This is a genomic window from Lysinibacillus sp. FSL M8-0216 (assembly GCF_038595555.1).
In the GTDB taxonomy this organism is placed as follows: Bacteria; Bacillota; Bacilli; order Bacillales_A; family Planococcaceae; genus Lysinibacillus; species Lysinibacillus fusiformis.
This window is the reverse complement of sequence record NZ_CP152007.1, coordinates 622,009-637,961: the sequence shown is the minus strand read 5'-3', so window position 1 is coordinate 637,961 and position 15,953 is coordinate 622,009. Positions and strand designations below refer to the sequence as shown.

Annotated in this window: 8 protein-coding genes; 3 read left to right on the top strand and 5 right to left on the bottom strand. The window is 36.2% G+C overall.

From position 1 onward, the window contains the following. Positions 1–475 precede the first annotated feature (475 nt). Positions 476–1,450, top strand: a complete 975-nt coding sequence (locus tag MKX57_RS02940; RefSeq protein ID WP_008181796.1) for a proline dehydrogenase family protein — start codon at positions 476–478, stop codon at positions 1,448–1,450. A gap of 124 nt (positions 1,451–1,574) precedes the next feature. Here the strand turns inward: MKX57_RS02940 and MKX57_RS02935 are convergent, their stop codons facing one another. Then, complete coding sequence (locus MKX57_RS02935; RefSeq protein WP_089986784.1) at positions 1,575–2,912, bottom strand: helix-turn-helix domain-containing protein; 1,338 nt, start codon at positions 2,910–2,912, stop codon at positions 1,575–1,577. Between the two features lie 179 nt (positions 2,913–3,091). Between MKX57_RS02935 and pruA the strand changes: the two genes are divergently transcribed. Together pruA and MKX57_RS02925 are read left to right on the top strand one after the other, a co-directional pair. Further along, a complete protein-coding gene (gene pruA, locus MKX57_RS02930; protein WP_036123130.1) occupies positions 3,092–4,636 on the top strand; it encodes an L-glutamate gamma-semialdehyde dehydrogenase in 1,545 nt (514 codons plus the stop codon). A gap of 263 nt (positions 4,637–4,899) precedes the next feature. Further along, positions 4,900–6,870, top strand: a complete 1,971-nt coding sequence (locus tag MKX57_RS02925) for an S-layer homology domain-containing protein (protein ID WP_107921604.1) — start codon at positions 4,900–4,902, stop codon at positions 6,868–6,870. A 127-nt stretch (positions 6,871–6,997) separates the two neighbouring features. Here MKX57_RS02925 and MKX57_RS02920 read toward each other — a convergent pair whose 3' ends face one another. From MKX57_RS02920 to MKX57_RS02905, 4 genes are all read right to left on the bottom strand, one after another. Then, on the bottom strand, positions 6,998–8,920 hold the full coding sequence (locus MKX57_RS02920; protein ID WP_170844175.1) for an N-acetylmuramoyl-L-alanine amidase: 1,923 nt from the start codon (positions 8,918–8,920) through the stop codon (positions 6,998–7,000). 233 nt (positions 8,921–9,153) lie between these two features. Next, on the bottom strand, positions 9,154–10,065 hold the full coding sequence (locus MKX57_RS02915; RefSeq protein ID WP_008180868.1) for a C40 family peptidase: 912 nt from the start codon (positions 10,063–10,065) through the stop codon (positions 9,154–9,156). Positions 10,066–10,286: 221 nt separating this feature from the next. Further along, positions 10,287–11,354, bottom strand: a complete 1,068-nt coding sequence (locus MKX57_RS02910) for an S-layer homology domain-containing protein (protein WP_342531903.1) — start codon at positions 11,352–11,354, stop codon at positions 10,287–10,289. Positions 11,355–11,567: 213 nt separating this feature from the next. After that, entirely contained in the window at positions 11,568–15,569 is a 4,002-nt protein-coding gene (locus MKX57_RS02905) for a cell wall-binding protein (RefSeq protein WP_239354301.1), read from the bottom strand. Positions 15,570–15,953: the final 384 nt, after the last annotated feature.

The window sequence follows — 15,953 nt, the reverse complement described above, 5'->3', positions numbered from 1 at the left end:
ATACACCTTCTAAATATTTACTATAAATGATAGATTTATGATCACACTAAAAAAGTGTATATTTTATAACGAATTACCAAAACACCACAAATACCCACTTCGAAAAGTTATTTCAATATATTTATAAAGAAAGCATTCAACTTGTTTCTTTTCTCTTTTAGATTGGTCTAAACATACACGCCAGCATCCAATAACTTGCTAAAATTATTTTAAAAAACTCCTTCAAATAAAATAGCACTTCTGTTTTAAGACAAAAATTTTAACATAAAACAAAACTACTATTTTGAAAAGTCCTTTTTTTTGAAAAAATATTTTTTATGGCCATTTCAAAATTTAAAAAGTCAATTGTGCCAATAGTTTACGCCCTCAGTCTTCCGCGCAAAAATTTTTTTTCTAAAAATCATACCATTTTACTTTTCGAAAAAAGTGTTATAATCGCCAAGAATTTAAAATTTTCAATTTTGGAGGCATATAAATGGTACTACGTGATTTTTTCATTTACTTATCAGAGAACAAAATATTAAATAGCGCTGCACAAAAATATGGTCTAAAGATGGGTGCTCAAAGTGTTGTGGCAGGCACTAGCTTACCAGAAGTTGTACAATCCATTAGAGAATTAAACAAAGCCAATATTTCTTGTACAGTCGACAATCTTGGAGAGTTCGTTTATGAGAAATCAGAGGCAACTGCTGCAAAAAATAATATTTTAGCTGTTGTTCAAGCTATTCACGATGAGCAACTAGATGCTCATATTTCACTTAAACCTTCCCAATTAGGTTTAGACATTGATTACGCATTTTGCTATGAAAACTTAAAAGAGATCGTAGAGCTTGCACATCAATACAATATTTTCGTGAACTTCGATATGGAAAATTACGAGCGTTTACACAGCTCTTTTGAATTACTAGAGGAATTACACAAAGAATTTGATAATGTAGGGACAGTTATTCAAGCTTACTTCTTCGAGTCAGAAGAAAATATTGAAAAGTACCAAAACTTCCGTTTACGTATTGTAAAAGGTGCCTACAAAGAACCAGAAAGTGTAGCCTATCAATCAAAAGGTGATATCGACCGTAACTATTTGAAGCTCATTGAACATCATTTACTACATGGTAAATTTACTTCTATCGCTACGCATGACCACAATGTGATTAATCATGTGAAGCAATTCGTTAAACAACATAACGTTCCAAACGAAAAATTTGAATTCCAAATGCTATATGGTTTCCGTAAAGAAATGCAGTTAGATCTTGCACGTGAAGGCTATAATTTCTGCACATACCTACCATTTGGTAACGACTGGTACGGTTACTTTATGCGCCGTTTAGCAGAACGCCCACAAAACGTAGCACTTGTGACAAAACAAGTGTTTAACAAAAAAACAAACCTAGCAATTGGCTTAGGTGCAGCAGCATTCGCCCTTGGTCGCCTTTCAAAAAAAGGAAAATAATAGTTGAGGCAAGTGACTACCCAGCAATTTGATAGTGCTATCCATCAGTTTCGGTATCCTATCCGTCAGTTCGACTTTGCTATCCGTCACTCTACCCAAGCTATCCAAAAAAGCGAAAACATTGTTAATCAATGTTTTCGCTTTTTTTATTGAGCTTATAGTTTTTTACGCGATATTGTAAGCTTTGTCGACGAATTCCTAATGCAGCTGCAGTTTTGGAAATATTTCCTTGGTGAAAGTCTAAAGCCTTCGAAATATAATATTCCTCCACCTCTTTCATGTAGACATCTAATGGTCGAATATCTTGCTGATTTTTAATGACAAACAAATCACTTGTTGATACTTCATTTTCTGCTTCCTCACAGGTGCTTTGGATTTTCCATTTAAAATGAACTGGTAGCATATGGGATTCAACGATAGTTTCGTTGGTAATTAGTGAGGTGATCTCATCCAGCAGTACTTCTAATTCCTTTAAATTTCCTGGCCAATCATATTTCAAAAACGTCTCTTGCACTTCTTCCGAAAGACCTTGGATTGTTGAGCCAAAGCTGTCCCGATGTCTTTTGAAGTAATCATCAATAAACGGCATCATATCTTCTTTTCTTTCACGTAAAGGCGGTACATAAATCGTGATTCCAGAAAATAAGCGGTAAAGTTTTTTAGACAGCTCCTGCTTTTGAATTAAATCTATAGGGTCTTTGCCAACACTAGCAATTAAAACATGCTGATGATTTGGATGATTGTTGAAAAGCTCGACAATCTTTTCTTGGGCTTCGAGTGATAAATATTCGATGCGTTCAGCAAAAAAAGTAATTCTCTCTTTTTCAACAATGTATTTTTCAAATTGATTCAACACTGTTTGCTCATCTCGGCGGCAAATTAGAGCGATAAACATATCATTTTGCACCTTTAGATCATGATGAATACCCTCTGCAACCATATCGATTCCTGTGCCTGACTCCCCAATTAACACAACAGGCATTCTGCTCAATGCAACAATTTTTGCCTTTTCGATGACATCCTTCATGACTGCGGAAACAGCCGTAATAATATCAAACGTTAGCGGTGCACCATATCTTCTTAATGGCTGATACATCATATATTCAAGCTGCGTAATATCTCGCGCAAATTCCACGGCCCCTATTAACACACCCTCATAGTGCAACGGATAAATATTGCTTATGTAGGTCACTTCTTGATTTTTTTTATTCCAATACGTTTTTTTGACGTGTAGAACTGGCGTTTCAGAACTTAGGACTTTAAAGATATCGCTCTTTTCGATTTCGAAATCAATGATTTCTATCGCTCGCCTCTCCTCATATTCGTCCTCATTCACGCCCTCCAGTTCTCGCATTTTTTTATTGTATATGAGCAACTTGCCTTCAGTATCGACAACGCAAATTCCCATATCACCTTTTTCAATGACGTATTTATAAATACTTAGTAGTACATTATTATCCATCTTGTCCTCCTGTATTCCATTAAGCTTATTCTAACACCAATACGAAAAACAGATGCAAAAATTAAAAAAGTTTTAAAATTTGAGTTGATTAATGCCAAATTATATTGCATTATATAAATAACAAAATCTTTAAAGGTGCATAATCATTTGGCACCCTTTATCCAGGGGAGGAAACAGATATGATTCCATACAAACACGAACCATTCACAGATTTTTCACAAGAGGCAAACTACAATGCTTATGTAGAAGCTATAAAAAAAGTTGAAGGTTATTTAGGTCAAGACTACCCACTTATTATCGGTGGTGAGCGTATTACAACTGAAGATAAAATCGTTTCGTATAACCCTGCAAAGAAAACTGAAGTTATTGGCCGTGTGTCAAAAGCGAGCAAAGATTTAGCTGAAAAAGCTATGCAAGCAGCAGATGAAACATTCAAAACTTGGAAAAAAGTTGATCCAGCTATTCGTGCTGATGTTCTTTTCAAAGCAGCCGCTATTATTCGTCGTCGTAAACACGAATTCTCAGCCTTATTAACAAAAGAAGCAGGGAAACCATGGGCAGAGGCTGATGCAGATACAGCAGAAGCAATCGACTTCTTAGAATACTATGGTCGCCAAATGCTACGTATTAAAAACGGTCAGCCAGTAGAAAGCCGTCCAGGTGAATACAACCGTTATGACTATATTCCACTAGGAATTGGTATCGTCATCTCACCTTGGAACTTCCCATTTGCGATCATGGCTGGTACAACAGTAGCTGCTTTAGTAACAGGTAACACAGTATTACTAAAACCAGCTTCTACAACACCAGTAGTGGCGTATAAATTTATCGAAGTATTAGAAGAAGCAGGTCTTCCAGCAGGAGCTGTTAACTTTGTACCAGGTTCTGGTGCTGAAGTGGGTGACTATTTAGTTGATCACCCAAAAACTCGTTTCATCAGCTTCACAGGTTCACGTGATGTTGGCTTACGTATTAACCAACGTGCATCTGTCCTAAATGATGGTCAAATTTGGATCAAACGCGTAATCGCTGAAATGGGCGGTAAAGATACAATCGTTGTTGATAAAGAAGCAGATCTTGAATTAGCTGCACAATCAATCGTGAAATCAGCCTTTGGTTTCTCTGGTCAAAAATGTTCAGCATGTTCTCGTGCTGTTATCGTAGAAGATGTGTATGACCAAGTGGTAAACCGTGTAGAAGAGTTAACAAACGCTTTAACAGTTGGAGATCCAACAGATTTCAGCAACTTCATGGCAACGGTTATTGACCAAGCAGCATTCAATAAAATTACGGAATACATCGAAATCGGTAAAGGCGAAGGTCGTCTAGTAGCTGGTGGTACAGCGGATGATTCAGTAGGTTACTTCGTACAACCAACCGTATTCGCTGACGTAGAGCCTTCTGCACGTATTATGAAAGAAGAGATCTTCGGACCAGTAGTAGCGATCGCAAAAGCAAAAGATTTCGATCAAGCGATTGAAATTGCTAACGATACAGAATACGGTTTAACAGGTGCTGTCATTACGACAAACCGCGTAAACTTAGAAAAAGCACGTGAAGAATTCCATGTTGGAAACCTTTACTTCAACCGTGGCTGTACAGGTGCGATTGTTGGCTACCAACCATTTGGTGGTTTCAACATGTCAGGTACAGACTCAAAAGCTGGTGGCCCAGACTACCTACAACTTCACATGCAAGCAAAAACAACTTCAGAAATGCTATAATATTTCCCATTATAAATGCCGTACATGTTTTCTTATGTACGGCATTTTTTCATCGTTTATCTCAAACGTATATATAATAGAAGAAACTCATGTGAATATCGATTCACTTCCCTCATAGATTCCTCTTTTACTTTCTCTACATGCGCCAAAAGGATACTTTTCTCCTATAATACTCTGGTATATTTTATGGTATTTCTAACATTTGACCCTTAACTTGATTGTGGAACTTTGTTAAAATGATATCAGTTTAGGAGGGTAAAACTATGAAAAAACTATCAATTTTTATGTTATTCATGATGCTTATTAGCGTAATCATTTCGCAACCCCAAAAGGCCTATGCTGATGAGCTATCAGGACATATGCATGAAAGTGGTCTGCGTTATTTGATTTCCAAAGGAGCCTTGCTGAAAGATGCTACTGGCAGCTATCGTCCGAATGATACTGTTACACGCGGTGAATTCGCCACATACATAGCAAAGGCTTTAAACTTAGAGACAAAGGATAATAGTACGTTTACAGATGTCTCTGACACATATTTATTTGCCAATGAAATCAAGCTTGCCGCTACTGCTGGCATAATTACCGGCTACACAGATGGCACATTTAAGCCAGATGCACGTATTTCAAGAGAGCATATGGCCGTTATGTTAATTAGAGCGGTTGATTATTTAAAAATTCCAAAAGGTACTTCCTCTATTACATTTACAGACAATGCTACCATTTTCAAAGATTTCCGTCAGGACATTGCCATAGGTGCTCAATTAGGGCTTATTAAAGGAAGCTCTAACGGCATGTTTTTACCTAGAGACAATGCTACAATTGCTGAAGCATCAACATTTATACTTCGCTTAATTCTCCTTGCTGATACTGTTGAAAATAATAATGGGAATAGTGAAAACAATAGTGGTAATTCCAATAATAATGGGAACTCTGATAACGACAATAATTCAGGTAATAATAATAATACCAATGCATTTATTGTTAAAGAAATCTCAAATGGTAATCTTGTAGACAAGCAGTCTTATGCTAGTTTTGAAGCTGCTGAAAAAGCGATGACAAACAGTTCTTTAGTGGTTACTCAAAATAATAAGATTATAAAAATGTCTTCCGGTATTATTGTTACAAATAATTATGTCGCATTAAATTCCGAAACGATTAAAGATCAAATTGCCGTTGCTGCTAATACAGAAATGGAGTATCTGGGTAGTGATGCCACTCAAGTAAGAGTACGCTTAGCTGGACAAGTTGGTTCTTTAAAACAAGCAGACGTTACTTTAATCCCTTCTGCTTTAGTAAAGGGACGCGCTTATTATACAAATGAAAATGGTGAAATTAAACATACCTTATATGATTATAAAGCCAATAAGTACTCATCTAGTTACGTCTACGGCAAGGCTCCTAGCTTTATGAAGCAAGGTGAGAAGTACTTTAGCTGGGATGGTATTAATTTTACGAATGGTAACGGCTCTTCAAAGGGAGAAGGCTATAATTACTATCAATTCTTACCTGCTCGTGCTACAACACAATATACAGCTGAAGAAATTGATCAATATATTATGAAAAAACTAGCTGAAGTTGAGAGCTCAGGTGCTTCTATTTACAAAGGCGCTACGACAAAAAGTAAACTAATTGGTTTAGGTACCGTGTTAAAAGATGTCGAAGCGAATGCCCATATTAACGCCATGCTTATTTTAGCACTGGCACAGCATGAAAGTGCCTACGGGATGAGTGATCATGCTCAAAATTTGAATAACCTATTTGGTTTATATGTATATGATACAAATCCATTAAACAAAAAATTTGATAGTGTTGGCGCAAACATTAATGAGCTTGTTGAAAAGTTCTTACAGCCTAATTACATTACGCCTGGAGGACGTTATACAAATGGTTCAGTCGTTGGCTCTAAAGCAATTGGGTTTAACGTAAAATACGCCTCTGACCCTTTCTGGGGTGCCAAAATTGCTGGACACTACTATCGTGCCGAAAAAGCATTAGGCTATAAAGATGCTAGTAACCCATATAAAATTGCACTAACAACAACAGCTGGTCTAAACGTTCGTGCTGATGCATCCACACAACAAAGTCCACTATTCACCTTTAATAAAAGTAATATGCCTGTTATCGTCACAGATACAGGTGCTAATGGTTGGTATCAAGTAATTTCAGATAGATCTCACTCAGAACCTGCTTATATTAGTAAGGATTATATTAAATTCATCACTACTGTAAAGTAAAACTAAAAGGCTACCTCTCTAATAATGGAGGTAGCCTTGTTTGTTTTTTTGGAAACCGGGTACTTAATAAGTAAAGAGAAAAAACGACCCCAAAGCTAGTAAAACTTTGGCATCGTCTCTTCAACTTTTATTGTTTTTTATAGTATTGCAAAATACCATTATAAATTGATTCTGCAAATAGATTTACATATTGATCATTTGTCATTTTATTGTGATCCTCAGTATTTGTTAAGAAACCAAGCTCCACTAGAATAGATGGAATGACCATATTGCGAATTACGTAGTACTGTTCTTGTTTAACACCACGATTTTTCATATTTAAATTGTTAACAATTTGGTTATTTACAAATGTGGCTAAATCTATGTCTTCCTGATACATATCTCCTGTAGATATAGCATAATATGTTTCAGTACCTTGTGCTGACGAATTGGCAGCAGAATTGACATGGACACTAACAAAAATCTCACCGTAGTTTGCTTGTGTGAAATCTACTCGATCTTGTAATGATGGGTACGTATCACCAGTACGTGTCATATACACTTTGGCACCAGCATTCTCTAGTAATTGCTTTACTTGCGTGCTGACCTTTAATGTAATGCTCTTTTCAGAAACAGAACCTTTTACTGTCCCTGGATCTTTACCACCGTGACCTGGGTCAAGGATGATAACGCGATTTTGTAAAGGTTTAGCTGACTGATTTAATAGTTTTAAATAAGATTTATGAACATAACCTGTTTGTCCATTGTATGTGATTTCTGCCCAGTAACCGCTTATGCTATTAACTTGGACATACTCTCCTTTATTCAGCTTGAAAAGTACTGCTGACGTTGAATTACTTTGACTGCGCACATTTAGGTTAGCAACCGTTACTCTTCCTAGTACATCTCCTGAAGTAACAGGTGGTGTTCCTGGATCTGGATTAGGATTAGGCTTCTCTTCTTCAACCGTATCCGTTGTACTATTAGCTACCACATAACCTGGTAAACCATTCACTTGTGTTAAATAGTAGCCGCCTACTGTTTTATATACTGGTAATTTAACATTTGCTTTAATCGTTGAAATTACTTTTGCTGAAGAAGTTGGCTTTACATATAGGTTAACAGCATTTTTTGTCGTTACTTCTTTTTCGACTGCTCCTAACGCATTGCCATCTGCATCTAAAAATTCAGCATATTGTTTAAAAATATAAGCATAAGCACCTTTATAAGATACTTTTAACCAATTACCTTCAACTGCATATACTGATAATTTACCGCCTGTATTGACTTTACCTACAATGTTCGTAGTTGAAGCGCTATCCGTTGATTTACGAATATTTAAACCATCTGTCGTAACTTTTACTAAGCCAATAACCTGAGATGTATCAGGTACCGTTACACCTTTTACAGGCAATTCTAAACGATATTTCTCACTTTTTGCACGTGCCACAAATAATGAGAATTGTGAACGTGTCACCGTGCTGTTTGGTAAATACGTTTTACCTGTTCCGTTAGTAATACCATTATAATAGATTGTATTGATGTACTTCACATATTCGTGTGTGATTCCTACATCTGTAAATGGTGAATCGATTCCCTCATACTCACTTGTATCTAAATTAAATGCCTTTGTTAAGACATAACTCATTTCTCCACGAGTTAGAGCTTTGTTTGGCAGAAATTCACCTTTTATATTTTTGTCGAAGAAACCTAATTGTACAGCACGTTCTATATAACCTGACATTTCAGTGCCTACTGTAACATCTGAAAAGCTAGATTTATTTACGATTAATGGTTTGTTTCCGGAGGCAACGACAACCATTTTGGCTGCTTGTCCTCTCGTTACATTGTTATTTGGGCCAAAAACTCTTTTACCATTCACAAAATAGCCTTGGATAACACCCAAACTTACTAAATAATTAATTTCTTCATAGGCTGGGTGATTTTTAGTGACATCTTCAAATGTAATATTTGAGTTGGTAGCTGCACTGACACTTGCACTATGTATCGTAAACATAGAAGCCGAAATGAATAAGACGCACAAGATAAGACTAATTTTTTTGATGTTCAATGTCTTATTTCCTCCCTTCTTGTTCTCTTAACGTGTCCATTTTAACAAAATTAGCTAAATAATGCATCATACAATAGAACTGTTAAATTATATTTTCCATATCACTTCCTCTCCTAAGTAGTTATCATAAAAATAGAAGAGTCTGCGATTGCAAACCCTTCTTCCATTATACGCTATTCAAAAGATCAATTCTTGCAATCTATGACAAAATTAACTTGTAAAATTCAAGAAATTTATTGTTGAATTCTTTCAATGAAAACTTTAAGTTGTTTGATTTTTAGTAATTCATCAGTGCCAAAGCTTCCATCTCCATCGCCATTTGTAACACCATTAGAAGCGAGGATAGAAACATAATTACTAGCCCAGTTATTTTGAGGAACATCATTGAATGCTACTGTTTCTCCTTGGTTTTCAAGACCGAAAGCTAGTACTAAAACTTTAGCGATTTGTGCACGTGTAATTGGTGACGACGGGTTGAACTTACCGTTCGCATCGCCTTCAAAGATCCCCAATTTTTCAACAGCGGCAATAGCACCTGCATTTGCGTTTGTTGGTTTCACATCTACAAAATTAGTAGTTGTATTAGAAGTATCTAAGTTTAAAGCTTTTGCAATTTGTACAGCAACTTCTGCACGAGAAGCATATACTGAAAAGTCAATTGCAGCTTTTTTAACTTCAGCTTGTTGTTGCGCATCAAATGTTGCCACACGTTTAGCCCCTACATAACGAGAAGCCCAATAATATGGATCATTAACACTTGAGTAGCTAACGCCTTGACCTGTTTGAGAGTGGATCATATTACCATTACCTATGTATATACCCACATGTGAAATACCACTACCACTTGTATTGAAAAATACTAAATCGCCAACTTGTAGATCACTCTTTGCTACTGCATTACCTTGTTGGTATTGAGAGCCTGATGTACGATTTAATTGAATACCTAAGTCTGAAAATACTTTAGAAGTGAATCCAGAGCAATCAAAACCACTTGTTGTTGTACCACCGTATTTATATGGAATACCTAAATATTTAGAAGCTGTGTCAGTGACATCGTCTTTTGTCGCTGCTTCAGCAGTATTTATATGAGTTGTTGAAAATAACATGAAAGATGCAAAAATCGGTAATAACCATTTCTTATTCATACTTTTGTTATACCCCTCTCAAAACTTTTTTGCCTATAAATAGACTATCATAAAAGAAGCTCTTGTTATTTTTCATTTGTGTAACGGTTTTAGACAGCAAAAAAACGCTGTAATACCAACGTTTGGTGGTATTTCCAGCGTTAAAAGAGGGATTTTTTTATCATATTTTGAAGCTTTCGTAACATTACTGTAATATTAGAGCTCCTTTGTTACACAACAACTTATTGACTAGAAAACATTTGAACCCAATAGTAATTTTCTTTGCTATCCTGCGCTATTGCAACACCTGTATTCGTATAATGTTCTTTCAAAATGTTATCGCGATGACTAGGTGAAGCCATCCATGCCTTTACAGCAATCTCGGGCGTTTGAATATTTCTGGCGATATTTTCTCCAAAGCTCGTATAATCATAATCAAATAAAGTCGCTAAATCCCATGGGGCACCATAAAACGGCGAAACGTGTTCAAAATAATGGCGGTTCACCATATCCCGCGCTTTAATGATTGCGATTTGTGTCAATTTTGGATCATACACAACAGGTTCTAGCTTTTTCTTTTGTCTTTCAACATTAATTAACTGAATAACCTTTTTCGACCATTCGGTAGAAAGGTTGACTGTTGGAATATAATCCTTTGCCAAATAATCATAAGCCACTTCTAATTTGTTTATTTTTTGCTGAAAATAAATACTTCGTTCAACGAACACAGCAAATTGGGCGCGTGTCACTAACTGATCAGGTGCAAAGTGTTTAGTGTCTACCCCACTGATAATGCCTATATCAGCAAGCGATTCAATATAATTATGTGCCCAATGCGTCTGAGGAATATCTGCGAATTGGGTATTATTTTTGTTATCAACCTTAAATTGATACGCTAATGCTAGCATTTTTGCCACCTGCATTCGCTTTAAAGGCTCCTCAGGATGAAAGTCTTCCCCTTTTTGGATAACCCCCAGTTTAACAAGCTGACAAATCTCTTTGTAATAGGGATGACTAGCAGGGACATCCTTAAATTTTGTCGTATTTGCTATGTCTACATTGGTCTGAATAGATCGAGCAATGGCAGCAGCAGCCTCTGCCCTTGTAATTGCCTGCTCCGGTTTAAATTTGTTATCGCTATATGTAGTCATATATTGCTTTGTTAGCATATGTTGTATCGAAGCATTTGCCCAATATGCATTCGAAACATCCACAACTTTGGCAGATGCCGCTTCTACCTGACTTAAACTTGTTAAACTTCCTACGGTTGCAGCTATTGAAAGGATGATGATACTCAGAATTTTTTTCAACAGGGCTACCTCCTCAATATGTCAAATATGTAGCAAACGGCGCTTTTTCATCACTGAAGTGGAGAAACGAAAATTCACCATACATACTATATGATACGAAATTTGAATAAGATAGTTTCACTTTTTTTGGAAAATAATACATTGATTCATCATTTATCATTATAAAAGGAGTTTTCCCTTAATATTCGTTGGGAAAACTCCTTTTTTCTCATACTATTGAATCATTTTAAGATATTCTTCTAAAATACGATAGTTATACACTAATCCCTGTTGCTCTATCGACAATGAGCTGTAGTCTTTTTGAGCTGCTAATACTTTTTTCTCGAATGATGAGCTATCTGGATCGATATTGCCAATCGCTTGAACGACCTTGAGAACGGCAGCCACATCTTTTTCAGCCTGTTTGAGTAAGTCTTCATTGATGACTTGCCCCCGTACTTTAGAATCCAATGCCTGATAAGCAGCTACGGCATTGGCCACATCCTCTATATACGTTGGTGAACTTGGAGAAAGTCCTGCAATCATTTCAACGACCTTCTTGACATCGGCCATACTTTTCTCCGCCTCTAATAGAATTGAATAATTGGAGATACGCTGTTTATCTGTCGTATTCAAACTATCGTATTCTTTACGTACAGCTTCAACCATACCAAAGTAGAATTTATCCTTAGGATTTAATTTTGCAATGTTATTATAGACCTTTATCACGTTGTCTAAGGATAGTAACAATTGGTCGTTATACACATAGCGTCTTTGGTCAGCATTTAGCTTGTCGTAAGCTTTTAAAATCTTTTGATATTGACTATCCATATCCTTAGCAGTTAAGAGACGATCAATATCCTCCACAATACTTATAACGGGCTTAATCAGCTTTTCTTGGTCTTGTAATACTCTGTAGTTTTCCACAGCTCGTTGCTGATCCTTTGGTAAAGCATTATAAGCAGCACGAATTTCTTGAATACGTTTTACATACTGCTTCGGATCAACAGATGGTAATGCATCAATCATTTGCATTACATTGCCAGCTCCTAGAATACTTGACTCAGCAGCCTGCAATAAATAGTAGTTTGTCACATATTGCTGCAAATCAGCAGGTAATGCATCATATAGTGAACGGGCTCTTGCTGTATCTTGAAGGAATGTATTACTTGAAGATTTTAGTTTGCTAATCAATTCAACAACATTGGATACAGGCTCATATTTTAAGAGTACATCAATATTGTCGATGTATTTCTTCTGATCTTTCGATAGTTTGTCATATGCCTTACGGACAGAGTTAACCTTACTAACAAAGCTTTTCGATTCTGGATCAAGTTCATTAATTTGTACCATCACAGTTAAAATAGGCTTAACCTCTTTTTCACGCGTTGTTAAATCTTTAATATTCGTCACTAATTTCTTTTGGTTCGATGACAGCTTATCATAGGCAACACGTGCATTCATCAGCTTTGTTAAATAGTCTCCATCCTGCACTTCTGTTAATTTGATTAGCTCAATTACGCCCTCAGCTAACCCCTGTTCATTTTCAGCAGCTACAAGTGCATCATAGTTGATAATGGCTTGCTTCTTCTCCTCAGATAATGCATCGTAAAGCTCACGTGCCGTTTTCATATCTTGGTAGAATGTTTTACTTGTTGGCTTTAACGAAGCAATCAGGCCAATTAATGAAGCCACATCCTCGACAGCTGTAAGATTCGTATAGTTCGTCACATGTTTTTTTGAAACTTCATCAAGGGCATTATAAGCCTTCCGTGCGGCAAGTACCTTTTTTGTATAATCCTTACTCGTTGGGTCCAATGCATTGATCATTTGAATAACCTTGATAACGGCTTTATTGCTCTTTTCATAATTACTTAAAGTTTTTGCCTGCTCCACAAGCTTCTGCGCATTTTTATCTAATGCTTTATAGGCTGTAGTTAGCTCCGCTACCTTTTGGACAAATGTGTCCGGATTTTCATTCGCTAATGCAAGAACACGTTCATCGAATGCCTTTGCCATTTCGATATAGGCTTGTGCTTTTATAAGATCAGGATAATTAATAACCTGGGCTTGATCTGTTAATGCTGTATATGCATCTGTTGCTGCTTTCACATCATCCTTATACGTTTTTCTAGAAGGATTTAATGCATTAATTTTCACAATTACGTCTATTACAGGTACAACCTCTTTTAAATTCTTATAATTTTTGACATAGGTTTTATTTTTATCATCTAGCTTAGCGTAGGCTGTATAAGCTGATTTGGCTTTAGAAATATAGCTCTTAGAGGATGGATCAAGCTTTTCAAATTGTGAAATAACATTCACAACCGTTTTATATGATTTCTCTAAATCAGTTAAAACTTTAATATTCGTTACACGGCTTTTTGCCGAAGAAGGGAGTTTATCATAGGCAGCTCGAGCAGCTAAAATCTCCGTGATCATATCATTTGATTGACTTAGCTTTGATATTTGCTGAATCACACCTGCTATTACTAAATCTTCATTTAAAAGATTGGATAATTTCTCTTCAAGTTTACTTTTCATTTCAGCCAATGGAGCCGCGTCATTACCATTCCCAGCATTTAACGCCGTCACCTTTGATTGCAGTTCCGTAATTTGGGTCTTGTAATCTGGCATTGTCGGTTTAAGGGCATTGACTTGTTTCGATAAAGTCGCATATTGGTATAGAAGATTTAAGCGATCTTTATTTTGCACAAATTCCTTTTCTTCCATAGCCAATTTGTCAAAGGCCGACTGAGCAGCAAATGTTTTGCTCTCAAATGTAGAAGCTTTAGGATCAATACCGTCAATTAATTTGTCCACGCTTATAGATGCATTGTAAACCTTTTCCCACTTTGTTAGCTCAGCAAGATTATTGACAATTTTTTTGACATTTGCCGCGTTAATAGCTGTGCCAGTTGTTGCTGGTGGCACATCATAAGCAGTACGAGCAGCTTTGATAGCCTCCACTTTATCTGGAGCACTTGCAATTGCCAAAATAAGTCCTTCGATTTTTTCAGCAGAAGCAATATTTGCTACTGCTACATTTAGATCCGTTGTATTTTTTACAAGTTCTTTATCAATTGTTAATGAATCATACATCACTTTAATCGCGTTTACTTCTGTACGATATGCCGCCTCATTGGATACACGCAGTGCTGTAATTTGTTTGGAAATATCAGCAGCCTTTTTATATTGTTCAAATGTAGAATAGTTTGCCACTAACTTTTGTGAAGCTTCATCTAAAGCGTTGTAGGATTTTTCAATAGCCGTTACAGCACTAATAAAGCTTGTTGCTGACGAAAAGTCTGCTGGTTTTTTAGCTATTAATTGAGTAATACTTAGTGAAACTTTATCTATGGCTGACAGACCCGTTAAAGCATCCTTATATTTTTTAAAAGGTGTTACTGTATCATTGTTTGGATTATAGGCCTCAGCCACTTTCTTTTGATCCGCCGTTAGTAGGTTATAAGCTGCTGTAACTTTATCTAATGCTGAAGAAATAGCTGGATAATCCGTTGGGCTTTGCTTTAATACATCCACTAAAGCGTCAAGCTCTGTTGCAGTAGTTTTGACTGCTGCTGCATCATCAACTAATTTTCCAAGTTTCGCAATATCTACTCCTTTGCCTTTAAAATAGTTATTGCGATCAGCTTCTTTATAGCCATATTGTAAGACTGTTCCTCGAATGGTATTAGTAATGCTGCTAGCACTATTGGCAAACGCTGCATCGACCGCTTTCTCAAATTGCTTTTGTACGAATAAATATGATTTGTCTGCCGTTTCATTACCTAAAAAACTTTGATATTCTGTTTCTACAGCATTTACATCGTCTATAAATGTCTTACTAGTATTAGAGATTGCACTAATTTTCTTCCAAATTGCTTGTAGTTCATTTAATAGGCGACGTTGTTCCACTACATAGTCGTACTTTGCTTGAATCAGTGCCTTTTCATTGTTGTCAAATCCAAGGTCATTCGAATTTTGTACAACTTTAATATCACCATCTGCTATCACCATCTCATTAGCAGTCGAATTCTCCGATAATTTACCGAATTGGGCAATGAGCTGTTCCTTTGTCGTTGCAGCTGCCACAGCGTTGACATAGGAAACTTGCTCCGTTTGTGCTGTGACACGAGATTGTGCATCATTTTCCTGTGCATTTGCTATAGCTGTAGGTGCTAATAAAAGACTTGTTATAACACCTGCTGTCAATTTTCGATTCAATCGAATCACCCTTTCATTTTTTATGTATAAGAAAATGATGATGTTCATTTTCATTTATCCTGAAATGGCATAGGATACCTCTTTTTAAGAGAGTGCGTAATCAAGATAAAGCATCCGAAGATCATTGAGATTTATTTCGAGCAAAATCGAAAAAATCTGGACATAAATACGCAGAGACGTAAATAATTAATCATTACTTTAGTATCGGTGTAAATTACACGTTTTCAAGCCATTCTATTATATTTACAAAATAATGGACGTCAAAAGTAGTTTTTCAAAATTACTAGCTAGAAAAACAGGAAGTTATTTCAATTATACTATACAATAGATTTATCTTGATTCTTCGGATTTCCAACGTCTATTGAATCATAAGAAGTCCTCTGGCAGATACTA

What these genes read in the sequence shown, in the direction of transcription:
- pruA (WP_036123130.1), top strand. Translation starts at nt 3,092, where the DNA reads ATGATTCCATACAAACACGAACCATTCACAGATTTTTCACAAGAGGCA.
- MKX57_RS02925 (WP_107921604.1), top strand. Translation starts at nt 4,900, where the DNA reads ATGAAAAAACTATCAATTTTTATGTTATTCATGATGCTTATTAGCGTA.
- MKX57_RS02940 (WP_008181796.1), top strand. Translation starts at nt 476, where the DNA reads ATGGTACTACGTGATTTTTTCATTTACTTATCAGAGAACAAAATATTA.
- MKX57_RS02935 (WP_089986784.1), bottom strand. Translation starts at nt 2,912, where the DNA reads ATGGATAATAATGTACTACTAAGTATTTATAAATACGTCATTGAAAAA.
- MKX57_RS02915 (WP_008180868.1), bottom strand. Translation starts at nt 10,065, where the DNA reads ATGAATAAGAAATGGTTATTACCGATTTTTGCATCTTTCATGTTATTT.